We start from the raw sequence: 21,344 nt of genomic DNA on the forward strand, positions 1-21,344 counted from the left end.
GAGCGGAACCGTGAACTGTCAGCCCTGCGACGACGTACGACGGAGGAGTACACCGTGACGAACGTCTGGCGCTCGTTTCTCACCGCGAGCGGCGTCTTGCTGGGATTTCTCGTGCTGTCGATACCGTTCATCGAGCCGGGGACCGGCACGTTCGTCGTCTCGGTCGTGAGCTTCGCGATGCTCGCGGTCGTGTTCGTCGCCTCGGCCGCGTTCATCTACGCCGACTGGGACCCATTCGATGACCTGCTGTGACCCCGCGCGACGACCCGAACTGCAAGAGGAACTACCATACGTGACACCATACAACGAAGTGATACGATGACCAGCGACCACGTCGACGACGGGACGCTCAGGGAGGAACTGAACGTCTTCGGCTTCTCCGACACGGAGATCGACACGTACCTCGCCGTCCTCGAACACGGCGAGACGACCGTCAGCACCGTCTCGGAGGAGGCCGACGTGACCCAGCGGGCCGTCTACAACATCGCCGAACGGCTCGCGGACCGCGACCTCGTTCGCGTCAACGACCACGCCTCGCCGACGACGATCCGGGCGCTCCCGCCCCAGGAGGCGATCGACTCGCTCTCGAACCGCCTCGAGTCGATCACGCCGACGCTCGAAGACCGGTTCAACGAGACCGAGCCGCAGACGCCGGAGATACAGATCGTCAAGGCCCGCGAGACCGCGGTCAAGCGACTCCGGGAGGGGATCTCCGAGGCGGAACACGAGGTGCTCGTCGCCGTCCCGGAACACGCCTACGAGGACATCGAACCGGAACTGCAAGCCGCGGTCGACCGCGGCGTGCTCGTCTTCCTGCTGGTCGGCGACGCCGCGGACCTCGACGGCGAGGAGTCGCGACTCGAAGCGTCGGCCGCGGTGGCGCGCTCCTGGTCCGAGAGTCTGCCGTTCATGTACGCGGCCGACGACGAGTCGGCGATGATCGGCCACTCGGGCATCCTCTCGGGGACGCACGTCGACAAGGAGGCCGTCGCCGTCACGCAGGACAACCTCGCCGGGTCCATCGTCGGGCTCTACTTCGGCGCCTACTGGCCGGCCGCGACGGAAATCCACGTCCGGGAGCCCGACCCGCTCCCCCAGACGTGCGAGTGGCTCCGTCACGCCGCGCTGGAGGCCGCGCTCCACCGGCGCGAGGGGACCGAGCTCTACGCGGACGTGACGACGGACGACGGCCCGGAGGTCGAGGGCCGGGTCAGCCAGGTCCGCCAGGCGTTCGTCGAACCCGCGACCAACGAGTACACGCTGGAGACGAGCCTCTACCTCGAGACCGACGACGGCGAGGTCAGCGTCGGCGGCCCCGGGTCGTTCATCGAGGACTACGAGGCCGAGCGCGTCGAACTCCGACCGGCCGAACAGTAGCCTCCACTCCCGTCGTTCTCCGACCGGCCGAGCAGTACCCCCTGTCCGCCGTTTTCCCCGTTCTCGATATCCGACCAGTCCCCGAACACGTTCGGCGCAACGCTGGGGGCGGTCGCGGACCGATCTTCGCCCATGTCCACGGGACTGAACGTCGACGCGATACTCGCGGCCAGCGACGCTCCGGAGGACGCCCCGCGGGAGACGCTGGACGTGCGGGACCTGGGGCCGCCGAAGCCGCTGAAGAACACGCTCGAACGGCTGGTCGACCTCGACGACGACGCGGTCCTCGTCCAGTTGAACGACCGCGCCCCCCAGCACCTCTATCCGAAACTCAACGACCGCGGCTACCGGTACGAGACCGTCGAGCGCGACGGCGTCACGGTCACGACTATCTGGCGTCCATGACCGGCGCGTCGTTCACGGACGCCGCCGGCGACAGCCGTTCGGCGGAGACGCCTCGGCCGACGGAGCGAGCGACCGACGCCGAGGTGGAGGCCGCCGTCGAGCGCATCCACGACCGGGCCGCCGAGATCCGGGACCGCGAGGTCGAGACCGCGCTCGGGAAACTGGACGCGACCGGCGACCTCTCCACGGCCGACCGCGAGGCAGTCTCCGCGCTCGCCGACCGACTCGTCGCGCGGCTGATCGCGACCCCGGAACGCGGACTTCGGTCGGCCGCAGAGGAGGAGCCGACGGGAGAGACGGACGGCGCGACGACGGCTGACGAGAACGGCGCAGCGGCGGGCGACGGCGACGCGGACGGCGCCGGGACGACTGACGCGGACGGCACGGCGGCGGGCGACGCCGACGCGGACGGCGCCGGGACGACTGACGCGGACACTATCGAGACGGCGCTGGACCTGTTCGGGTAGTCGATTTTCGGGTCGAAAATTGTGGAATCCGCCGAGTCAGCCCTCGGCGAGTACGAGCAGCGCGACGCTGTCCTCCCGGGCGGTCGGCGAGATGTCCTGGTCGCCCGAGAAGCGGGCGGCGTCGCCCGCGACCAGTTCGTGCGTCTCCTCGCCCAGTTCCATCTCGAGTTCGCCCTCGATCACGTAGCAGACGATCTCCTCGTCGGGGTGCTGGTGGGGCGGAACACGATCGCCGGCCTCGAGCGCGAGGCGGACGGTCTTCGGTGCCCCCTCGAAGAGGACGCCGCGGCCATCGCCGTCGAGGTCGGGCAGGTGGACGAGTTCGGTCTCGGTCTCGGGCGCGGAGTCCGCGTCGGTCATACCTTGGGGAGGTCGGCGACGAACTCGTCGACGTCCCGACGCTCCACGTCGTAGTTGTCCGCGTCGAAGTCCTCGACCTCCGCCTGGAACTCGTAGAACAGCGGCTTCGGCTCGTGGTCGTTCACGATCCGGAGCGTCTCACCGCTGTCGAGGTCCTCGAAGGCCTCGTGGATCATCGGATGGCGCTCCGGCGGCGGCACGTCCCGGATGTCGAGCGTCGTAGCTGGCATGCACTCGGAGGTACGCCGGCCGACGGCCTGTCCCTTCGGACGAACATGTTCGATGGTGTGTACCGCTCGGGACGAGGAGGGGTCCGCGACGGCGTTCGCCGCCAGATTGAGGGGGCCCGCGGTCGCAGGTTCGCGGGATGTCGTCGGCGACGCTCTCCCGATGGTCGCGCGCGCTGGTCGCGAGCGGCGTCTGCTGGCTCGTGGGCTGGCAGGCGGCGGCCGTTGCCGGCCTGCCCCGGCGGACGACCGTGACGCTCGGGCTCTTCGGCTTCGTCCTGCACGTCGTCTTCGGGAAGGCGTACTCGCTGGTCCCCTCCTACTTCGACCGCAACCTGGCGTGGCCGTTCGCTCCGGCGCTGCACCTGCCGCTCGCGGCGGTCGGAACGCTCGGACTCGCCCTCGACCCGCTCGCCGGTGTGCCCGATGCGGTGGGGGCCGTCGGGGCCGCGGCGTGGGCGGCCGGTCTCGCGGTGTTCCTCGGGACCCTCGGCTGGACGCTCAGGGACAACGAGACCGGCGCGGAGACGGGGACCGGCGACCACAACGCCGCCCGACGGCCGGTCGACCGCGCGGCGAACCTGTTCGTCCCGGTCGTCCTCGCCTATCTCGCCCTCGGGTCCTGGGAGACGCTCGCGGCGCACACCGTGATCGCGCCCGTCCTCGACGGCTACCCGCCGCGTGCGACGCACTTGCTCGCCGCGGGCGGCGCCGCGCTGCTCGTCTTCGCCGTCGGGTTCCGACTCCTCCCTCGCTTTCTCGTCGCGACCGTTCCCTCGCGGGTCCCGTGGGTCGTCCTGCCGACGGGCGCGCTCGGGCCGGCACTGCTCGCCGCGGGCCTCCCCGCCGGCTCCGTCTTCCGAACGGGCGCTATCGTCGAAGCCGTCGCCGTGTTCGGGTTCGCGGCCGCGTACGTCCACCTCTACCGGTCGAGCGACCGCCGGCGCGTGGGCTTCTACGGCCCGCTCGTCGGCGTCGGGTTCGGCGTGCTCGCCGTCGTGCTCGGGCTCTCCTTCGCGTTCGGCCCGGTCGACCCAGCTCTCGTCGCCGCCCACTACCGCCTGAACCTCCTCGGCTTCCTCGGGCTGACCGTCGTCGGCGTCACGTTCCAGTTCTACCCGCCGACGGTCGGTCGGTTCCCCGGCGCGGGCGACGACCTCGCGACCGCGGCGCTGGGACTCATGGCCGGAGGGCTGGTGGCGGAAGTCGCCGGTGCCGCGGCGTCGGCCGCCCTCGCGGTCGGTGCCGGGCGCGTGCTGGCTCTCCTCGGAGCGCTCGCCTACGCGTATCTCGTCCTCGGTGTGTTCATCCAGCGCGCCCGGGACTGACGGCGGCTCGACCGCCAGCGTGCACGCGCCCGCGGTACCCGTGTCTCGGTCGGAGATGGCGATCCGAATATGTTCCCGCGAACATCCACGGGAGGGGGCGTCGAATCCCCCGTCACATGGCTGATATCGCGACGCTCACGCTGTCCGGGCTGACAGCGGTCTTCCTTCTGGGCGTGTTCGTCTGGGTCGTACGGCTCGAAGACTGGCGCTCGTACACGCCGCAGGTCGGAGACGGCGGCGGCGCCGCGGGCGGCGGGGCCTACGGCACTGACCGGGAGCACGCACACAAACCGAGCGGGATCGTTCGCTGGCTAACCACCGTCGACCACAAGGACATCGGGCTCATGTACGGCGTCTTCGCCGTCCTCTCGTTCGCCTGGGGCGGGGTCGCGGTCATGCTGATGCGCTTCGAGCTGATGACGCCGACCTCGAACTTCCTCGAGAGCGGCGTCTACAACGGCCTGCTCACCAGTCACGGCATCACGATGCTATTTTTATTCGGGACGCCGATGCTCGCGGCGTTCTCGAACTACTTCGTCCCGCTGCTGATCGGCGCCGACGACATGGCGTTCCCGCGGATCAACGCCATCGCGTTCTGGCTCCTTCCCCCCGGCGCCCTGCTGATCTGGGGCGGCTTCCTCCTGCCGAGTCTCGCGCCCGCCCAGACGGCGTGGACGATGTACACGCCGCTGTCGGTCGAACAGACCAACGCCGGCGTCGACCTCATGCTGCTGGGCCTGCACCTCACCGGCGTCTCGGCGACGATGGGCGCGATCAACTTCATCGCGACCATCGCGACCGAACGCGGCGAGGACGTGACCTGGGCGAACCTCGACATCTTCTCGTGGACCGTGCTCACGCAGTCGGGACAGATCGTCTTCGCCTTCCCGCTGCTGGGGAGCGCTATCGTCATGCTCCTGCTCGACCGCAACCTCGGCACGACGTTCTACGCGATCGGCGAGGGCGGCGGGCCGATGCTGTGGCAGCACCTGTTCTGGTTCTTCGGCCACCCCGAGGTGTACATCCTCGTGCTCCCGCCGATGGGGCTGATCAGCTACATCCTCCCGAAGTTCACCGGCCGGAAGCTGTTCGGGTTCAAGTTCGTCGTCTACTCCACGCTGGCGCTCGGGGTCCTGAGCTTCGGCGTCTGGGCCCACCACATGTTCGCGACGGGGATGGACCCGCGCCTGCGCGCCTCGTTCATGGCCGTCTCGCTGGCTGTGGCGGTCCCGTCGGCGGTCAAGACGTTCAACTGGATCGCGACGATGTGGAACGGGCGACTCAGGCTCACCGCCCCCTTCCTCTTCTGTGTCGGGTTCATCGCGAACTTCATCGTCGGCGGCGTGACCGGGGTGTTCGAAGCGTCCATCCCAGTCGACCTGCTCCTGCACGACAGCTACCACGTCGTCGCGCACTTCCACTACGTCATCATGGGCGGCATCGCGTTCGCCGTCTTCGCGGGGATCTACTACTGGTTCCCGCTCTACACGGGCAAGATGTACCAGCGGACGCTCGCGAAGTGGCACTTCTGGCTGACGATGGTCGGGACCAACCTCACCTTCTTCCCGATGATCCTGCTCGGCTACGCCGGCATGCCGCGCCGGTACGCGACCTACTCGCTGGATGTCGGCCCCGAACTGCTGTTCACGCTCCTCCACCGCTCGGCGACGCTCGGCGCCCTGATCCTCGCCGTCGGCCAGCTGATCTTCGTCTGGAACATCGTCCAGTCGTGGCTCGAAGGCCCGCTCGTGCGGGACGGCGACCCGTGGGACCTGAAGGAGACCAACCAGCACGGCCGCGAGTGGGCGTGGTTCGAACAGCAGCGGGAGACGACGCTGGCGACCGACGGCGGGGAGCGTGTCGAAGACGCACGACCCTCGTCGGACGTGTCCGACGGCGGGGAGAGCGACGGCGACGACTGACCGTCGCCTACCGCTTCGGAGCCGACACTTCATTGCGTGGGCGACCGAACCCCGACCATGGCCGAGGACATCGACCGCGCTCGGATGGTGGGGATCAACCACGTCGCGCTGACCGTCGGCGACGCCGACGAGGCGCGCGCGTTCTACGAGTCGATATTCGCGTTCCCCGTCCGCGGCGAGACAGACAGCGCCGTCTTCCTCGACATGGGCGACCAGTTCCTCGCGCTCTCCGAAGCCGACGACGCGGGCGAGTCGAGCGACGCACACCGGCACTTCGGTGTCGTCGTCGACGACACCGACCTCGTTGCGGACCGACTCGCCGAGGAGAGCGTCGAACTGTTGGAGGGTCCCGGACTCGACTTCCGGGACCCGTGGGGGAATCGGATACAGGTCGTCGCCTACGAGGACGTGCAGTTCACGAAAACCGACCACGTGCTCGCGGGGATGGACCTCTCGGGGCTCGAAAAGACCGACGACGCCGTCGCGGAACTCGCCGAGAAGGGGATGGCCCCGGAGTGACCGGCCGCTCGCGCCACTCCCGTCGCGGAAACTGTCGGCTCCGATACACTGCGGAGACCGCTGGGCCGAATCCCTCCCGGTCGAGCCTGTAATTCCGGCTAACACTACTGACAGCCGGTAAATACGCACGAAAAACATTTACAATTGGTAGCCATTGGCACGGGTATGGACGAGTACCTGTCGAGGAAGTCCCTCCGGGTGGTAGTGGTGGGAATCGTGGCGATGGCGGCGATCGCCGTCGGTGCGGCGACGATCGCGTCGGTGGTGGACGCCGGTCCGTCGGAGACGGGCGAACCGGTCCAGGACGGCGATCCGAACCCGCCGCCTATCGACGGGGGATCGATGACGCCGACGCCCGACGGCCCGGAGGAGCCGACGCAGACGCCGGGGACGCCGGGAGAGCCGAGAGAGCCGATCGAGATGACGCGGTGTATCAAGCCGCTGGCGTCGTGGTACGGCGGAGTCGTCTACTTCGGCGCGTTCGCCGCGCTCGTGGTGACGATCAAGCGGCGGTACTCCGCCGGCGCGTCGCTCCTCGGACTGTACGCTATCGCGCCGCCGGCGCTGCTCTCCTACTTCCTCTCGACGGACTGCCCCTCGTGGGGCGGGCCGGGCGTCGGGAACGGGTCGCTGGGCGGAGACCTCGGGGGCGACTTCGCGGGCAACCCGCTCGTCTCGACCAACCTGCCGCCGGAGGTGATCCTCGGCGCGTTCGGGGTCGTCCTCGTCGGGACGGCGGCCGTCCTGCTCCGCGCCTCGGGCGGCCAGACCGTCACCCAGATCGACCAGGGAGAGCGCGCGACCGACGACGGCGACCCCGTCGACCCGCGTGACTTCGCGGTCGCGGCGGGTCGCGTGGCGGACCGGCTGGAAGCCCGCAACGCCGACGTGGACAACGAGGTGTACCGCGCGTGGTGGGAGATGACCAGTCTGCTCGACGTCGCCGACCCCGACACGGCGACGCCCGGGGAGTTCGCCGACGCGGCCGTGGCCGTCGGACTCGACGAGACCGACGTGGCCGAACTCACGCGGCTGTTCGAGGAGGTCCGCTACGGCGAGCGCGACGTCGTCGATCGGGAGGAGCGTGCCGTCTCCGTGTTCCGCTCGATCGAGGAGTCCTACGGCGACGAGTAGACGAGTAGGCCCGTGAGAGCGGCGGTCGAGTCCGTCCGCCGCCGAACCGCCGCGGTCCTTTTCCGCACACGAACCGAACGTCGGCGTATGCGCGCCGCGGCAGTCGTCGTCGTTCTCGTCGTTCTCGCCGGCTGTAGCGGGATCGTTCCGGGGCCTGACCCCGACTCCGGCCCCGAGACGGTGACGCCCGCGCCCGTGCCGACCGACGAGGGGTTCCCGCCGGGCATCGGCCCGTCGGGCGTGACAGACTCGTCGGCGCTCGCGGTGGCACACGCCGCCGCACTCGACGGGAACGCGTACACGCTGCTCTCTAACCGGACGGTCCGCAGACCGAACGGGTCGATCCGGTCGGTGCTCGCGGTCGAACTCGAACTCTCGCCGTCGCGGCGGTATCACGTCGACGTCTCCGTCCGGGGCCCGGACGCGCCGGTCGTCATCGGTGAACCGCCGACCCGCGCCGAGTACTGGGCCGACGACGAGACGTACCTCCGCCGGCAGGTGATCGACAACAGAACGGAGTACAGCCGGTACGACGCCTCAGAGGACTACGTCGGGACCTGGCGGTTCTGGCTGGGGACGGTGGCGCTCGACATTGGACCGGAGGCCGACCTCCGACGGACGCTCGACAGCTTCCGGACGAGCGTCGCCGAGCGGACGACCGACGACGGCCGAGAACTGGTCCACATCGTCGGAACAGCGACGCGCTCCGACGAGTTCGTGGACGACCAGAGCGACGCCGGCGCGGTCACGAACGCCACGCTTCACGCGTTCGTCACCGAGTCGGGCTTCGTCGAATCGTATCACGTCGTCTACGACGCCGAGCGGGCCGACGGCTCGGTGGTTCGCGTCAGGCGCTCGGTCCGGTTCCGCGAGGTGGGGTCGACGACGGTCGACCGGCCGTCGTGGTACGACGAAGCGGTCGCGCAGGGGTGAGCGCCGTCGCGGCAGCGACCCGAATCGATTCGGCGGTGGCGGCTTCGGACCGCCGGGCGAACGCTCCGGTATGAGCGACAGAGCCGGCGACCTGCGGACGCTCGCGGACCGACTGACCGACCGCGAGGGCGTGACCGACGCCTGGACGGCCAAGAGCTTCTCCGACCGGTTGTTCGTCGTCGAGGTCCCACCGGAGTCGACGCTCTCCGGCGACGTCCGGGACAGACTCCACGACCACGGGCTCAGAGAGGCAGACGAGGTGTACGATATCGAGGGGGCGGACGACGCCGACTTCGCCGGCGAACTGACCGACGGGCGACGCTACCGGTTCGTCGACGTGCGCTCGCGCGGCGAGTTACAGTCCTACGTCGTGGAGTGAGTGCGGGTCGAAAACGGCTGCGAACGACGAGGTGAATCGGGGCCGGGGGTTCGAAGACGAGGTGAATCGGGGCCGGAGATCGGAGACGAGGTGAATCGGGGCCGGGGTCGGAGAACAGAATCGAGTGCGGGCGACTACAACCGGGTCAGCCCTCGTAGCCGGCGTAGTCCATGAGCTGGGCGAAGATGTCGGAGTCCATGGCCTCCTTGTAGACGATGCCGCCGACCATGCCGCCGGGGTAGGAGTTGCCGTTCATCGCGTGGAACACCTTGTGGCAGTGCATGAGGTAGATGCCGGGGTCGGCGTCGGCCTCGAACTCGATGGTCTTGCGCTCGGCCGGCGCGATGTTGAGCACGTCCTCCTTGTAGCGGGCCGCTTCGGGGATCTGCGAGCCGTCCTTCTCGACGACCTCGAAGCGGTGGTTGTGGGTGTGCATCGGGTGCATCATGTACCCGTTGTTGGCGAAGTGGATGCGGACGGTGTCGCCCTGCTCGACGATGACGGGAGAGCCGTCCTCGGGGTGGAGCGTCCGCGGGGCGGACTTGCCGTTGATGGTGAACACGTTGGGGTTGCGCTCGCGGGGACTGTAGTCCACGTCCATCCCGGCCATCTGCTTGTTGAGGTTGTTGTCCCACTCCTTGAGCGTCATGAACGTCTCGACGTCGGCCTCCTCGTACCCCTCCGGGTCGACGCGGAAGAAGCCGTACATCCCCATGTCGATGTGGCGGTGGGTCTGGTAGTGGCAGTGATACAGGTGGGTCCCGGGGACGTTCGCGGGGATGTCGTAGGTGTGCTTCTCGCCCGGCGGGACGGTGATGCCGGTCGTCGTCGGGACGCCGTCGTCTTCCCACTTCTTGCTGACGCCGTGGAAGTGGACGGTGTGGGGCCGCTTGCCGTCGGTGTTGTCGAGCGTGACCTCCATGTCCTCCCCTTCGGTCGTGCGGAGGATCGGACCGGGGACGCTGGGCTCGCGGTCGTCGGCCTGGAACGCCCACGTCGCCGGCAGGTCGACGGGACCGCCCATCGTCTCGCCGGGGTGGACTTCGTGGTAGGAGGGGACGCTAGAGAGGGTGACCTTCCCGCCCTGTTCGTCGACGTTGACGACCTGGGGTGGCGAGGTCTTCGGCAGGTCCGCGGGGTTCAGCGACTGGGCCGCGGGTGACCCGCTCGCTTCGGCGTCGGAGACGGTCACGCCGGAGCTCTCGCGCTGTGCGGTCTGACAGCCGGCGAGAGCGAACAGGCCGGTCGTACCGGCGGCGGCTTTGGCGAACTCGCGACGCGACATATCCGTTCCGGGCGCACCGATGTTGTCGGTCATACTCACTTCCGAGTTGGTAGTAGCTGCATAAAGGGGGGTAAGGGGATTCCCAGGGAGTGAAAACAGCCCACAGCATCGGGGGGTAGGGTGATACCCGGACGCCCGAACAAGTGCGGGGGCGGTGCGGTTCGACACGGGCGGTTCGGCCAGCACTTTTCACCCTGGCTCGCGGATAACGAGCCATGTACGACGCGGTCCTCTTCCCGACGGACGGGAGCGACGCGGCAGACGCCGCCCTCGGTGTCGCTATCGCCGTCGCCGACGCGCACGACGCGACGATTCACGTGCTCAACGTCGCGGACACGAACCAGCCGAGTCTCACTCGCATCGAGGGGCAGGTCCGGGACGTGCTCGAAGGCGAGGGGCGAACCATCGTCGACGAGGCGGCCACCGAGGCGCGTCAGGCGGGCGTCGAAACGGTGGCGGAGGTGATCCAGGGCGGGCCGTCGCGGACGATCCGGGAGTACGTCGACGACCAGGGGATCGACCTCGTCGTCATGGGTACACGGGGCGGACGCGACATCGAGCAGATCGTCCTCGGGAGCGTCACGGAGCGGGTCGTCCGGTCGAGCGGTGCGCCGGTGCTGGTCGTCCCGCCCGAGAGCGACAGCGAGTACCCGCCAGAGAGCGTGCTGGTCGGTACCGACGGTAGCGAGGGGTCCGAAGCGGCGGTCGACGAGGCGGCCGGGATCGCCGAGGCGTCGGGGGCAGCGCTCCACGCCGTCTCGGTGGTCGAACCGAGCCTGCTGGGGCTCGACGTGCGCTCCGAACAGGCGGCCGAAGACCGCGAGGGTCGTTTCGCGGAGCGACTCGAGTGGGCCCGAGAGCGGGTGGAGAACCGTGACGTCGCCGTCGAGACGGCGCTGGAGGAGGGCGACGTGGTCGAGACGCTGAACGAGTACGCCGACGAACACGGCGTCGACCTGATCGTCGTCGGGACCCACGGACGGACCGGCATCGACCGGCGGGTCCTGGGGAGCGTCACCGAGAACCTGATGCGGTCGGCGTCGGTCCCCGTCCTCTCGGTACGCGCGGCCGGTGAGTGAGCGCGCGGCGCGCATAGAAAGCGATTTAGCCGGCGGGGAGCGACGGACCGGTAATGAGTCTCTCCGACGCCGACCGCGAACTCGTGGTCGACGAGCTGGGGCGGGAACCGACCCGCGCCGAGGCCGCGCTCTTCGAGAACCTCTGGAGCGAGCACTGCGCGTATCGCTCCTCGTGGCCGCTCCTCGGCGCGTTCGACAACGAGGGCGACCAGGTCGTCGTCGGCCCCGGCGACGACGCCGCCGTCGTCTCCCTCCCGTCGGCCGACGCGGACGACGAGACGTACGTCACGCTCGGCATCGAGAGCCACAACCACCCCTCGTTCGTCGACCCGTTCGACGGCGCGGCGACGGGGGTCGGCGGCATCGTCCGCGACACGCTCTCGATGGGCGCCTATCCCATCGCGCTCGCGGACTCGCTGTACTTCGGCGACTTCGACCGCGAGCACTCCCGCTATCTCTTCGAGGGCGTCGTCGAGGGAATCTCTCACTACGGGAACTGTATCGGCGTCCCGACCGTGACTGGCTCGACCGCCTTCCACGAGGACTACGAGGGCAACCCGCTCGTGAACGTCGCCTGCGTCGGGCTGATCGACGACCCGGACCGCCTCGTCACCGCCGTGGCACAGGAACCGGGGAACAAACTGATGCTCGTCGGGAACTCGACGGGCCGCGACGGTCTCGGCGGCGCCTCCTTCGCCAGCGAGGACCTCGCCGAGGACGCCGAGACGGAGGACCGCCCAGCCGTTCAGGTCGGCGACCCATACACGGAGAAGCTTCTCATCGAGGCGAACGAGGCGCTGATCGACGAGCGCCTGATCGAGTCGGCCCGCGACCTCGGCGCGGCGGGCCTCGGCGGCGCGTCGTCGGAGATGGTCGCCAAGGGCGGTGTGGGCGCGGAGATCGAACTGACGAACGTCCACGAGCGCGAGCCGAACATGAACGCGATGGAGTACCTGCTCGCGGAGAGCCAGGAACGGATGTGCTACGAGGTCCGGCCGGAGAACGTCGAGCGCGTCCACGAGATCGCCGACCGCTACGACCTGGGATCGTCGGTCATCGGCGAAGTGACCACCGGGAACTACGTCTGTACGTTCGAGGGCGAGACGGTCGTCGACGCGCCCGCGGAGTTCCTCGGCGACGGCGCGCCGTTCCACGACCTGCCCGCCGAGGAACCGGTCGAACAGGAGCGTGACCTGCCTGACGGCGTCGACCTCTCCGCGGCGTTCGAGGCGGTCGTCGGCAGTCCGAACACCGCCTCGAAGGAGTGGGTATACCGGCAGTACGACCACGAGGTGCAGGTCCGAACCGCGATGGCGCCGGGCGACGACGCGGCCGTGATGGCCGTGCGAGAAGCAGAGGCGGGCGTGGCGTTCTCCTCGGGCGCGGACCCCAACTGGACCGACGCGGCGCCGTACGAGGGCGCCCGCGCCGTCGCGCTGGAGAACGCGACCAACGTCGCGGCGAAGGGCGCGCGACCTCACGCCGCAGTCAACTGTCTCAACGGGGGCAACCCGGAGAAACCCGACGTGTACGGCGGGTTCAAGGGCATCGTCGACGGGCTCGCCGAGATGTGCTCGACGCTGGACGTGCCCGTCGTCGGCGGGAACGTCTCGCTGTACAACGACTCGGTCACCGGTCCCATCCCGCCGACGCCGACGCTCGCACTCGTCGGGGTCAAGGACGGGTACGACGCGCCGCCGGCGGCCCTGCAGGGCGAGGGCGAACTCCTCCTCGTCGGCGCTCGGTCGCTGGAGGGCGACGCCGAGGCCCGCCTCGGCGGGTCGGAGTTCCTCGCGCAGTTCGGCGGCACGGACCGGTTCCCCGAGTCGCTGGCCGACCCCGACGCGTTCGTCGAGACGCTCGTCGACGTCGCGAACGACGAGTCGACGCTGGCGACCCACGACGTGAGCCACGGCGGCCTCGCCGTGACGCTCGCCGAGATGGTGACCGACGAAGCCGGCGCGAGTGTCGACCTCGACGCGCCGTCCAAGGGAAGCCCCGAGGCCCTGCTGTTCGGGGAACAGGCGGGCCGTGTCGTGATCGAGACGACCGATCCGCGGAGCGTTCGGGAAGCGTTCGACAGCGTCACGCCGGTGTACGATCTCGGTGAGGCCGACGACTCCGGGACGCTCGACGTGACGCTCGACGACGCGGCCCTCTCGTACGGCGCCGCCGACGTCGCCGACCTGCGCGACGTGATCGAGCGGGAACTGGCGTAGACCGCTCTGAACTGGCGTATTTCTGGAAAGAAGTCGGGTCGGTTTGCCGGTTCGGTTCGTCGCCCCGCGTCCTATCCGAGCGGATACCGACGCGACGCCGCGCTACGCCGATTCTTCGAGCGCGTCGAGGCAGTCGTCGACGACGTCGGGGACTTCGACGGACGCCTCTTCGTCGATCCAGACGTAGAATCCCACGTCCGATTTCGGGTAGAGGGCGATGCCGGTGCCGTGTTCGTTGACCTGGATGTCGGACTTGATCCGGCTCCCGTACAGTTCGCTGCCGATGTCGGCCTGCTGAAGCTGGTACACCGCGTCGCGGTGCATCTTCTCCGGCGAACGGGTGTCGACCTCGGCGACGATCCGCTCGAACCAGTCGGCGCCGTAGAAGACGTCCGACTCGTCCTCGGTGAACCTGGTGACCGTCTTGAGCCCGTCCCCGACCCGGTCCTCCAGACGGTCGATCAGGGCCCCGTGATTCGTCTCAGACACACCAACTCGAACGCGACAGTCGTAAAAAACGCTTCCGTCGGACTTCACTGGGAGAGAGAGCCCGGCCGCCGCGACTCTCCGTCAGACCAGCGCCAGCGGCAGGGCGAAGGCGATGGCGACCCCGACGAGCATGACGGCGAAGCCGACGCCGACGTCGCGGGTCGTGTACTCGCTCTGGGGCGCGGTGCTGCGAAGCGGCGGCTCGCCGGACGGGAGTTCCTTGCGCGTCGGGTCGTAGTCGGGGCGCTCCTCGTGTCCGTGGTCGTCGTGGTCGTCGCTCATAGCTTCCGATCCGTCCGGGGGGCACCTTAGCGTGTCGGAACCGGACGCCGTCCGAGCACGACTGCGGGGCCGCTCGACGCGGAGAGCGGATACCTTTTGCCACTCGCCTCCCGAGACGGAGGTATAGATGGCTCTGACGAAGCGGATCATCCCCTGTATCGACGTCGACCTCGACGACGAGGGGAACGCGGCGGTCTACACCGGAGTGAACTTCGAGGACCTCGCGTACACGGGGGACCCGGTGGAGATGGCCAAGAAGTACAACCAGGCCGGGGCCGACGAGTTCGTCTTCCTCGACATCACGGCCTCCGCCGAGGGCCGCGAGACGATGCTCGACACGGTCTCCGCGGTCGCCGACGAGGTGTTCATCCCGCTGACGGTGGGCGGCGGGATCCGCACTCGCGAGGACGTGAAAGAGACCCTGCGGGCGGGCGCGGACAAGGTGTCGATCAACACGGGCGCGCTGGAGCGACCGGAACTGATCACCGACGGCGCGCGGGCCTTCGGGAACCAGTGTATCGTCATCAGCGTCGACGCGCGCCGCCGCTACGACGAGGCGGGCGAGCACTACGTCGATGTCGACGGCGAGTCCTGTTGGTTCGAGTGTACGGTCAAGGGTGGACGCGAGGGGACGGGCGTGGACGTGGTGTCGTGGGCCGAGGAGGCCGAGGAGCGCGGGGCGGGCGAGCTGTTCGTCAACTCCATCGACGCCGACGGGACGAAAGACGGCTACGACATCCCGCTGACGAAGGCGGTGTGCGACGCCGTCTCGACGCCCGTCATCGCCTCGTCGGGGTGTGGCGGCCCGGAGGACGCCTACGAGGTGTTCACGGAGGCGGGCGCCGACGCGGCGCTCGCGGCCTCTATCTTCCACTTCGACGAATACTCCATCGACGAGGTGAAGCGATACCTGGACGACCACGACGTGCCCGTGCGCCTCTGAGCGATGAGTGACGGAGAGGGGTCCGGTGACGACGCCCGGACGCGGTCCGCGAAGTGGCGCTGTGCGTGGTGTGACAAGCCCCACGACCGGAACGACCCGCCGTGTGACAACTGCGGGCACCACAAGTTCGAGAAGGCGGTGGTGCCGGTCGCGCCCGACGACCCCGACCACCAGCGCGAACCGGTGTGGGTGTGCCCGGAGTGCGGTCGCGTCCACCAGAAGAACTCGCCGCCGTGTAGCCGCTGTGGGAACGCCAGCCTCGAGCGGCGGGTCCCGGACGACGCCGACTACGCCGAGGAACTGAGCGGCACCTCCTACGTCGACCTGTTGAGCGCGCGCTACGCGGCGGGGCTGGCGGTCGCACTGGTCGCCGGGGCCGTGCTGGTCCTCGGTCTGCTCGGCGTCGTGACGCTCCCGGGCATGGGGAGCGACGTGCCGGGGAGCGCCGAGAGCGTCGCCGGAGTCGACCTCGCCGAGACGGAAACGGCGTTCGTCGCCGACCTCAACGAGCGGCGGAGCGTCGCCGGATTCGAGGCCTACGAGCGCCACGAGAGCCTCGACGACGCCACACGGCTCTACAACGAGGGGCGGCTTCGAGCGGTGTACGACGGTGGGACACGCTACGGCGAGCAGAGCGTCCTCGACGAACTCGACGGAGCGTGCGGTGAGGAGATAACCGCACTGCGCGCGTACTCGCTCACGGCCGAGGACGCCGGCGACGGGGTGTTCGACTCGCCGGAGGCCCTCGCGACCGCGCTGGTCGACGACTACGAGCGGTTCGACCAGACGTTCTACGAGACGCCGCGTGGCCGCGTCGGCGTCGACGTCCACGCGGGGCCGGACGACCGCGTGTTCGTCAGCGTTCTGGTCTGCTGACCGCTCGCGGCTCAGCGCATCCGGCGAGCGACCCGGAGCGCGACGGAGACGAGCGTTCCGAGGCCGGGGATCCGAGAGGACAGCGCCGCCGCGACGACGAGCAGGAGGCCGCTCTTCCTGCGGCCGCGGGCGAATGCCACGGCCGCGTCCACGAGCGTCGAGACGATGCTGAGCTTCCCGAAGGTTCTCGCGTTCCGTGTTGCCATTGCTTCCGGAGGGAGGGGAGCGCTAGTGAAGTAGAACCGCCTTGCTGGCGCAGGGTCGCGACGCTGTCGGTTCGGTCGTCTCTACGGCGGGAACGGAGTGACCGGCGAACGAATGCGGCGGCCGGACGGGGGACGGGGTCAGTCGGAGAGGATGGATACGTCGGTGGTCTGCTCGATGGCGGTGGGCTCGCCGCGCTCCAGGCGGTCGAGCCGGTCCATGATCGTGTGGACCTCGTCGCCTTTCGTACAGGGGGCGACGTGGCGGAGTTCCTCGCCGTCGTACTCCGCCAGGCCCATGACGGGCAGGACCATCGCCGTGCGCGGCTCGTCGGTCACGTCGTTCTCGACTTCGTGAGTCTGGTAGAACGATTCGAGCGAGACGTTGTTCGAGAGCGCCCACTGTTTGAACTCGGCGACACGATTGAGGATGTACTCGCCCTCCTCCGTGCGGGCGCCCGAGGAGTTCCGGGCGATCTGCTTGCCCCAGACGATGACCGAGAAGTCCTCGATCTCGTCCTCGGCGTCGAGTTCCTGGAGTCGCTCGATCACCGCTTCCTGCCTGTTGTGCGCACCGTCGGGCAACAGCGACCTGACGTAGAGTTCGATCCGCGGCGTCTGTGTCCCCGTCATCGTACACCAACCACCGCACCGGGTGATGAAAAAACTTCTGCTGTTTTTCCCGAATTATGCATGTTTGTGTTTGTCACGGCGCTATTACCCCGCCTTCGGTGAACGAACGTTAACTTCCATTCGGATAGCCTTCCGACTTTTCCGCGAATCGTTGGTTTCGATTAAAGTCGTAGTATTATTCGACTACTGTCGAAGTCGGTCGGCGGGCACCGTCGTCGACACTCTCCCGTCGCTGGACGTACTGCGTGGGCAAATCCGCAGTCGACGTCGAGACGGCCGGTCGTATACAGTGTTTACCGTCGAGAAAACGGTCCATACCAGTGACTGATCGGAGGGACTGACGACAGGCAGCAGTCACGTCGGGGCCCCGGCGGTCGCGGCAGTGGCCACCCCAGAGTGTGGGATCGGGCGCCAAGATTGATTATCTTCGGCGTGAAACTTTCCAGATGGAGGATCCAGATGGATATTGCTGATATAGCCACCAGCGAGTATGTCGCTGTCGACGTCGACGAACGCCTGGGGAAAGTGCGGTCGCTGTTCGAACGCGAGAACCCCAAGGGTCTGATCGTCACCGACGACGACGAGTACGCTGGGATCATTACGCAGAAACAGCTGGTGCAGTCTCACATCGAAGACAACACGAAGGCGAGCGCGATGATGCAGTCGGCCCCGAAAGTCGAGCGCACGGCGGACGTGCGCAAGGTCGCCCGCGTCCTCGTCGAAGGCGGAACCAAGGTCGCCCCCGTCTTCGAAGCCGACCGCCTCTGGGGGATCGTCACCGAGGACGCGATCCTCGAAGCGGTCCTCGAGAACCTCGACGCGCTCACGGTCCGGGACATCTACACCGACAACGTGGTCACGGTCACCGAGGAGTCGAACGTCGGGCAGGCGATCAACCTGCTCCGCGAACACGGCATCTCCAGGCTCCCCGTCCTCGACGAGGACGGGCGGCTCTCGGGGATGGTGACCCGTCACGACATCGTCGACATCGTCGTCCGCGACATGGACAAGGCCACCCGCGGCGAGCGGGCCGGCGACATCGAGCGCGTGCTCGACTTGCCCGTCTACGACGAGATGAACAGTCCCGTCGCGACGACGACGCTCGACGAGTCCGTACGCGACGCCGTCCAGCGGATGCTCGAACACGACTACGCCGGCCTCGTGGTCACCCCCGAGGGCGACGACAGCGTCGTCGAGGGCATCCTCACCAAGACGGACGTGCTTCGCGCGCTGACGTTCACCGAGGAGGAGCACATGGACGTCCAGATAACCAACATCAAGCTCCTCGACACGATCAGCCGGGAGGACATCCGCCAGCGCATCGAGCGCGTCGCCGACAAGTACCAGGCGATGCAGGTCCAGCACTGTCACGTTCGCTTCCACGAACACAAGGAGAAACTCCGCGGCACGCCGCTGATCCGCTGTCAGATCCGCCTGCGCACCAACAAGGGCCAGGCCGCCGGCTCCGGCGAGGGGTACGGCGCCGACTCCGCGTTCGGCGTCGCGCTCGACAAACTGGAACGGAACGTCCTCGAACTCAAAGACGTGCAGGCCGACGAGGAGTACCGCGGCCAGCTCCTCCGGAAACTCGGCGAACTGTAAGCCTCGCGACCACTGCGCCCCACCACGGCGCTTTCCGCTTCGCTCTCTCCCGACAGCGGCTCGCCCGGTGCGCTCGACCGACAGCCGGACTTACTCCGAGTAGCCTTCCTGGAGGAAGGCGCCCTCGGTCTCGTACACGGAGACGAGTTCCTCGACGAGCTCGGCCAGCGACTCGTCGTCTTCGAGGTGTCGCTCCATGCGCTCGGCGAGGTCGTCGTCGATCTCGATAGTGGTCGTCATGTGGGTGGGTACCATTGGACGGCGAGCCGGAAGAACCTGATGGGCGCAGCGGGACCACGCTTCGAGCGGTCGCGACGGCGTCTCACTCGGACGCGCTCTCCGCGCCGCTCTCGTCGGACGACTGCATCACTTCGGTCGGGTCTCGGGCGCGGAACGCCGGCAGACTGGGGTCGCGGTGGGGGTTCCGGCCGAACGCCGCGCCGCGGAGGTCCTGTTCGTCGAGCTGGTCTCTGAGCGTCCGGTCCAGCCGGTTGACGCTCGTCACGTCGAGTCCGACGATGTCCAGCAGCGTCCGGTAGCGGGGGTCGTCTTTGATCGAGTCGAACCGCTCGTGCAGGTCCGCTAGCGACTCCGGCGGTTGCTCGGCGATCCAGTCGGTGTCGTGGAGTCCGAGGATCCGCTGGCGCTCGTCGTCGACGACGTGCTGGATGACGACGAGCGCGACCTTCTGGATGGCCCGCTGGCTCCCGAACACCGTCAGGTCGAGGTCGGTCATGATACCGAGCGCCCGGTCGCGCTCCCACGGCGTCAGGCCGAGCCGATTGCAGAAGGCGTGCGTGATGCGCGCCTTCTCCAGTCGGTGCATCCGCTCGCCGTGGCCGGCCATCGCCGGGTGTTGCTCGTCGTGGAGCCGCCGGAGGTTCTCGCCCACGTCCTCGTCTGGATGCTCCGGTCGACCGATGAGCGTCGCGCTCGGCGTCGTCACGTCCCACCGGCGGAACGACTCGTCCTTGACAGCCTCGACTCGCCCGAGTGAACCGTCTCCCGGACGGGTGCTCACCTCCCGTTCCGCTCGCGGATCGACCGGCTCGCTTCGGGCCCGGAGCCCGTCGTCAGCCGCGTCACGTCCCCCGTTCATCTCGTCGGGCTTCGCCCTCTGGACTATAGAAAGCACCGGCTGACGGTCGAAATTGACCGCAGAACCGCACGACCCCTCTTACTATATCCCGTTGTGACGAGAACTACTTAAAGAGCGCCCCGGCCGACGTTGTGAGCGGCCACGGGACCCGACCGAGTCACGACGGACGCGTCGCTCGGAGTCGAACTACGCCGCAGAACTCCTCTTACTATACCCCGTTGTGACGAGAACTACTTAAAGGCCTGTCGCGAGCAAGCGCCCCCCAGTCGTCGGCCACCGTCGGGAGCCGGCCGGTCGTGTCTGTGGCCGCTACCCGAACCCAGCGGTCGCTGGTCAAAACGAGATCTCAGAAAACTCCTCTTACTATACCCCCTTGTGACGAGAACTACTTAAAGGAACGATGGCCTCAGTGGACCCATCCGCAATCGGCTATCGGCCGGCCGTCGAAGCGAACTGTGGCCGCGTCGCTGATCGATCGCGATGTCGCGAAGAACTCCTCTTACTATACCCCGTTGTGACGAGAACCACTTAAAGGAGCGAACGGCCCAGCGACTCAGTCGTCGATCGTTCGACCGTCGGTATAGGTGGGGTAGGCGTCGCTGACGAATCGTAGTACGACGCAGAAATCCTCTTACCATATGCCGTTGTGACGAGAACTACTTAAAGGAACGAGCGGCCCGGACGGTCACCGGTCGGGATTCGTGACGTGATACAGTAGTTCGTACTCGCCCACGTCCTGCCCGTCTTCGAGCACTTCGCGCATGACCTCTTTGTGCTCCTCGTCGATGTCGTGGTCGGAGTCCTCGAACTGGTCCCAGACTCGCTCGATGTCCTCGGCTTCCATGTAGTACACCAGATGCGGGCCGTCGTCGGTGCGTTCGAGGAGCGCCGACTCTGTTTTCATCCCCTCGTCCCGGAGCGTCTCGACGACCTCGTCACTTCGGTCGCGGACTTCACCCATCCACTCTTTCAGCGGTCGACTTTGCCCTCTTCCACGCGCTGTTTGACCATCACGACGTCGGTCATTCTGTTCGAGCGATAGGTCCCTCGGTCGCTTATCGTTTGGGCGGCTGTGGAACGTAGTCTCTCACGTGGGTGCAGCCACAGGTGTCGATGCCTGTTCGATACGGATGCTCGTTGAGTAGTTGTTTCTATGTAGTGAGTCGTGAATAGAAGTCGAGTTGGAGTGACCGCAGTCGTCAGCAAGCGACGAAAGCCCTCGACACGCTCGCGGGCGCTGAGCGGGATATCCTCGCTACGCTCGGATAGTGCCCGCTCAGACGACTGAACGCGAGCGCGCCTCGCCCTTTCAGTCCACCGGAAGACTCACTCCGCTCGTCTTCCGAGCCCTGATTCGCTCCACTCGTCGGGACGCCAGGACCGCTCCGCCACACACAGCACCGCAAAAACAGCCTCGTACCTCCCCAACCGATTGCGGTGCTCACTCCGTTGCGCTCCTCATCCCTCGCGCGGCTTCGTCGCGGCACGGAGGCCGCCAACGTCAGAGCACGCTCTGACGGCCCTCGGAATCGCGAGCGATTCCGAGACGACAGCGCGCGCCACCGCAATTGTTCACTCTGCGG

General features: G+C 67.9%; 25 protein-coding genes. 15 read left to right on the forward strand and 10 right to left on the reverse strand.

Annotation, left to right across the window (positions count from 1 at the left end):
• The first annotated feature begins 54 nt into the window (after positions 1-54).
• The 4 genes from D1409_RS01855 to D1409_RS01870 all read left to right on the forward strand — a co-directional run bounded on the left by D1409_RS01855 (position 55) and on the right by D1409_RS01870 (position 2,249).
• Positions 55-252 carry a hypothetical protein gene (locus D1409_RS01855; protein ID WP_123533467.1) on the forward strand — a complete coding sequence of 66 codons (198 nt, stop codon included), beginning with the start codon at positions 55-57 and terminating at the stop codon, positions 250-252.
• A gap of 66 nt (positions 253-318) precedes the next feature.
• Positions 319-1,377, forward strand: coding sequence for a TrmB family transcriptional regulator (locus D1409_RS01860; RefSeq protein WP_123533469.1), 1,059 nt, complete (start codon positions 319-321; stop codon positions 1,375-1,377).
• 132 nt (positions 1,378-1,509) lie between these two features.
• Complete coding sequence (locus D1409_RS01865; RefSeq protein WP_123533470.1) at positions 1,510-1,782, forward strand: DUF2249 domain-containing protein; 273 nt, start codon at positions 1,510-1,512, stop codon at positions 1,780-1,782.
• Positions 1,779-2,249 carry a hypothetical protein gene (locus D1409_RS01870; RefSeq protein WP_123533472.1) on the forward strand — a complete coding sequence of 157 codons (471 nt, stop codon included), beginning with the start codon at positions 1,779-1,781 and terminating at the stop codon, positions 2,247-2,249. The genes D1409_RS01865 and D1409_RS01870 overlap by 4 nt, the downstream gene beginning before the upstream one ends.
• Positions 2,250-2,285: 36 nt before the next feature.
• Here D1409_RS01870 and D1409_RS01875 read toward each other — a convergent pair whose 3' ends face one another.
• Complete coding sequence (locus tag D1409_RS01875; RefSeq protein WP_123533474.1) at positions 2,286-2,609, reverse strand: cupin domain-containing protein; 324 nt, start codon at positions 2,607-2,609, stop codon at positions 2,286-2,288.
• Positions 2,606-2,839 (reverse strand): DUF2249 domain-containing protein, encoded by a 234-nt coding sequence (locus tag D1409_RS01880; RefSeq protein ID WP_123533476.1) that lies wholly within the window; start codon positions 2,837-2,839, stop codon positions 2,606-2,608. Before D1409_RS01880 ends, D1409_RS01875 begins: the two co-directional genes overlap by 4 nt.
• Positions 2,840-2,976: 137 nt before the next feature.
• Between D1409_RS01880 and D1409_RS01885 the strand changes: the two genes are divergently transcribed.
• From D1409_RS01885 to D1409_RS01910, 6 genes are all read left to right on the forward strand, one after another.
• The gene (locus D1409_RS01885) at positions 2,977-4,164 is read left to right on the forward strand and encodes a hypothetical protein (protein ID WP_123533478.1); all 1,188 of its coding nucleotides are present in this window, start codon (positions 2,977-2,979) and stop codon (positions 4,162-4,164) included.
• Between the two features lie 116 nt (positions 4,165-4,280).
• A complete protein-coding gene (locus D1409_RS01890; RefSeq protein ID WP_123533480.1) occupies positions 4,281-6,086 on the forward strand; it encodes a cbb3-type cytochrome c oxidase subunit I in 1,806 nt (601 codons plus the stop codon).
• A gap of 57 nt (positions 6,087-6,143) precedes the next feature.
• Positions 6,144-6,605 carry a VOC family protein gene (locus tag D1409_RS01895; RefSeq protein WP_123534787.1) on the forward strand — a complete coding sequence of 154 codons (462 nt, stop codon included), beginning with the start codon at positions 6,144-6,146 and terminating at the stop codon, positions 6,603-6,605.
• A gap of 165 nt (positions 6,606-6,770) precedes the next feature.
• Positions 6,771-7,739, forward strand: a complete 969-nt coding sequence (locus tag D1409_RS01900) for a DUF4129 domain-containing protein (protein WP_235853479.1) — start codon at positions 6,771-6,773, stop codon at positions 7,737-7,739.
• 87 nt (positions 7,740-7,826) lie between these two features.
• Complete coding sequence (locus D1409_RS01905) at positions 7,827-8,672, forward strand: DUF7537 family lipoprotein (RefSeq protein ID WP_123533482.1); 846 nt, start codon at positions 7,827-7,829, stop codon at positions 8,670-8,672.
• A 70-nt stretch (positions 8,673-8,742) separates the two neighbouring features.
• The gene (locus tag D1409_RS01910; protein ID WP_123533484.1) at positions 8,743-9,051 is read left to right on the forward strand and encodes a hypothetical protein; all 309 of its coding nucleotides are present in this window, start codon (positions 8,743-8,745) and stop codon (positions 9,049-9,051) included.
• A gap of 145 nt (positions 9,052-9,196) precedes the next feature.
• On the opposite strand, the gene D1409_RS01915 is transcribed toward D1409_RS01910, so the two are convergent.
• On the reverse strand, positions 9,197-10,369 hold the full coding sequence (locus D1409_RS01915) for a multicopper oxidase domain-containing protein (protein WP_123533486.1): 1,173 nt from the start codon (positions 10,367-10,369) through the stop codon (positions 9,197-9,199).
• A gap of 182 nt (positions 10,370-10,551) precedes the next feature.
• Here D1409_RS01915 and D1409_RS01920 point away from each other — a divergent pair, with 182 nt between their 5' ends.
• Positions 10,552-11,415, forward strand: coding sequence for a universal stress protein (locus tag D1409_RS01920; protein ID WP_123533488.1), 864 nt, complete (start codon positions 10,552-10,554; stop codon positions 11,413-11,415).
• A gap of 53 nt (positions 11,416-11,468) precedes the next feature.
• Positions 11,469-13,634, forward strand: coding sequence for a phosphoribosylformylglycinamidine synthase subunit PurL (purL, locus tag D1409_RS01925; protein WP_123533490.1), 2,166 nt, complete (start codon positions 11,469-11,471; stop codon positions 13,632-13,634).
• Between the two features lie 102 nt (positions 13,635-13,736).
• On the opposite strand, the gene D1409_RS01930 is transcribed toward purL, so the two are convergent.
• Both D1409_RS01930 and D1409_RS01935 read right to left on the reverse strand, forming a co-directional pair.
• The gene (locus D1409_RS01930) at positions 13,737-14,123 is read right to left on the reverse strand and encodes a hypothetical protein (protein WP_123533493.1); all 387 of its coding nucleotides are present in this window, start codon (positions 14,121-14,123) and stop codon (positions 13,737-13,739) included.
• 81 nt (positions 14,124-14,204) lie between these two features.
• The gene (locus tag D1409_RS01935) at positions 14,205-14,405 is read right to left on the reverse strand and encodes a DUF7550 family protein (protein ID WP_123533495.1); all 201 of its coding nucleotides are present in this window, start codon (positions 14,403-14,405) and stop codon (positions 14,205-14,207) included.
• A gap of 127 nt (positions 14,406-14,532) precedes the next feature.
• Between D1409_RS01935 and hisF the strand changes: the two genes are divergently transcribed.
• Both hisF and D1409_RS01945 read left to right on the forward strand, forming a co-directional pair.
• The gene (gene hisF, locus D1409_RS01940; RefSeq protein ID WP_123533496.1) at positions 14,533-15,348 is read left to right on the forward strand and encodes an imidazole glycerol phosphate synthase subunit HisF; all 816 of its coding nucleotides are present in this window, start codon (positions 14,533-14,535) and stop codon (positions 15,346-15,348) included.
• A 3-nt stretch (positions 15,349-15,351) separates the two neighbouring features.
• Entirely contained in the window at positions 15,352-16,224 is an 873-nt protein-coding gene (locus tag D1409_RS01945; RefSeq protein WP_123533499.1) for a hypothetical protein, read from the forward strand.
• An 11-nt stretch (positions 16,225-16,235) separates the two neighbouring features.
• Here D1409_RS01945 and D1409_RS01950 read toward each other — a convergent pair whose 3' ends face one another.
• A complete protein-coding gene (locus D1409_RS01950; protein WP_123533501.1) occupies positions 16,236-16,430 on the reverse strand; it encodes a hypothetical protein in 195 nt (64 codons plus the stop codon).
• A 138-nt stretch (positions 16,431-16,568) separates the two neighbouring features.
• A complete protein-coding gene (locus D1409_RS01955) occupies positions 16,569-17,060 on the reverse strand; it encodes an HTH domain-containing protein (protein WP_123533503.1) in 492 nt (163 codons plus the stop codon).
• A 459-nt stretch (positions 17,061-17,519) separates the two neighbouring features.
• Here D1409_RS01955 and D1409_RS01960 point away from each other — a divergent pair, with 459 nt between their 5' ends.
• Positions 17,520-18,662: a CBS domain-containing protein gene (locus D1409_RS01960; RefSeq protein ID WP_123533505.1), complete on the forward strand. Its 1,143-nt coding sequence runs from the start codon at positions 17,520-17,522 to the stop codon at positions 18,660-18,662.
• A gap of 90 nt (positions 18,663-18,752) precedes the next feature.
• Here D1409_RS01960 and D1409_RS24240 read toward each other — a convergent pair whose 3' ends face one another.
• From D1409_RS24240 to D1409_RS01970, 3 genes are all read right to left on the reverse strand, one after another.
• A complete protein-coding gene (locus D1409_RS24240) occupies positions 18,753-18,902 on the reverse strand; it encodes a DUF7557 family protein (RefSeq protein ID WP_164471531.1) in 150 nt (49 codons plus the stop codon).
• A gap of 82 nt (positions 18,903-18,984) precedes the next feature.
• Positions 18,985-19,761: a DNA-directed RNA polymerase subunit epsilon gene (locus D1409_RS01965; RefSeq protein WP_123533507.1), complete on the reverse strand. Its 777-nt coding sequence runs from the start codon at positions 19,759-19,761 to the stop codon at positions 18,985-18,987.
• Positions 19,762-20,446: 685 nt separating this feature from the next.
• Positions 20,447-20,722, reverse strand: a complete 276-nt coding sequence (locus tag D1409_RS01970) for a DUF6176 family protein (RefSeq protein WP_235853480.1) — start codon at positions 20,720-20,722, stop codon at positions 20,447-20,449.
• Positions 20,723-21,344: the final 622 nt, after the last annotated feature.

This window comes from Halosimplex salinum (assembly GCF_003730195.1).
Taxonomy (GTDB): Archaea; Halobacteriota; Halobacteria; order Halobacteriales; family Haloarculaceae; genus Halosimplex; species Halosimplex salinum.

Coding starts and splice junctions, on each gene's coding strand:
- D1409_RS01935 (WP_123533495.1), bottom strand. CDS start 14,405: ATGAGCGACGACCACGACGACCACGGACACGAGGAGCGCCCCGACTAC.
- D1409_RS01920 (WP_123533488.1), top strand. CDS start 10,552: ATGTACGACGCGGTCCTCTTCCCGACGGACGGGAGCGACGCGGCAGAC.
- D1409_RS01895 (WP_123534787.1), top strand. CDS start 6,144: ATGGCCGAGGACATCGACCGCGCTCGGATGGTGGGGATCAACCACGTC.
- D1409_RS01885 (WP_123533478.1), top strand. CDS start 2,977: ATGTCGTCGGCGACGCTCTCCCGATGGTCGCGCGCGCTGGTCGCGAGC.
- D1409_RS24240 (WP_164471531.1), bottom strand. CDS start 18,902: ATGACGACCACTATCGAGATCGACGACGACCTCGCCGAGCGCATGGAG.
- D1409_RS01870 (WP_123533472.1), top strand. CDS start 1,779: ATGACCGGCGCGTCGTTCACGGACGCCGCCGGCGACAGCCGTTCGGCG.
- purL (WP_123533490.1), top strand. CDS start 11,469: ATGAGTCTCTCCGACGCCGACCGCGAACTCGTGGTCGACGAGCTGGGG.
- D1409_RS01880 (WP_123533476.1), bottom strand. CDS start 2,839: ATGCCAGCTACGACGCTCGACATCCGGGACGTGCCGCCGCCGGAGCGC.
- D1409_RS01860 (WP_123533469.1), top strand. CDS start 319: ATGACCAGCGACCACGTCGACGACGGGACGCTCAGGGAGGAACTGAAC.
- D1409_RS01865 (WP_123533470.1), top strand. CDS start 1,510: ATGTCCACGGGACTGAACGTCGACGCGATACTCGCGGCCAGCGACGCT.
- D1409_RS01955 (WP_123533503.1), bottom strand. CDS start 17,060: ATGACGGGGACACAGACGCCGCGGATCGAACTCTACGTCAGGTCGCTG.
- D1409_RS01905 (WP_123533482.1), top strand. CDS start 7,827: ATGCGCGCCGCGGCAGTCGTCGTCGTTCTCGTCGTTCTCGCCGGCTGT.
- D1409_RS01900 (WP_235853479.1), top strand. CDS start 6,771: ATGGACGAGTACCTGTCGAGGAAGTCCCTCCGGGTGGTAGTGGTGGGA.
- D1409_RS01960 (WP_123533505.1), top strand. CDS start 17,520: ATGGATATTGCTGATATAGCCACCAGCGAGTATGTCGCTGTCGACGTC.
- D1409_RS01965 (WP_123533507.1), bottom strand. CDS start 19,761: ATGAACGGGGGACGTGACGCGGCTGACGACGGGCTCCGGGCCCGAAGC.
- D1409_RS01915 (WP_123533486.1), bottom strand. CDS start 10,369: ATGACCGACAACATCGGTGCGCCCGGAACGGATATGTCGCGTCGCGAG.
- D1409_RS01890 (WP_123533480.1), top strand. CDS start 4,281: ATGGCTGATATCGCGACGCTCACGCTGTCCGGGCTGACAGCGGTCTTC.
- hisF (WP_123533496.1), top strand. CDS start 14,533: ATGGCTCTGACGAAGCGGATCATCCCCTGTATCGACGTCGACCTCGAC.
- D1409_RS01910 (WP_123533484.1), top strand. CDS start 8,743: ATGAGCGACAGAGCCGGCGACCTGCGGACGCTCGCGGACCGACTGACC.
- D1409_RS01875 (WP_123533474.1), bottom strand. CDS start 2,609: ATGACCGACGCGGACTCCGCGCCCGAGACCGAGACCGAACTCGTCCAC.
- D1409_RS01970 (WP_235853480.1), bottom strand. CDS start 20,722: ATGGGTGAAGTCCGCGACCGAAGTGACGAGGTCGTCGAGACGCTCCGG.
- D1409_RS01950 (WP_123533501.1), bottom strand. CDS start 16,430: ATGGCAACACGGAACGCGAGAACCTTCGGGAAGCTCAGCATCGTCTCG.
- D1409_RS01945 (WP_123533499.1), top strand. CDS start 15,352: ATGAGTGACGGAGAGGGGTCCGGTGACGACGCCCGGACGCGGTCCGCG.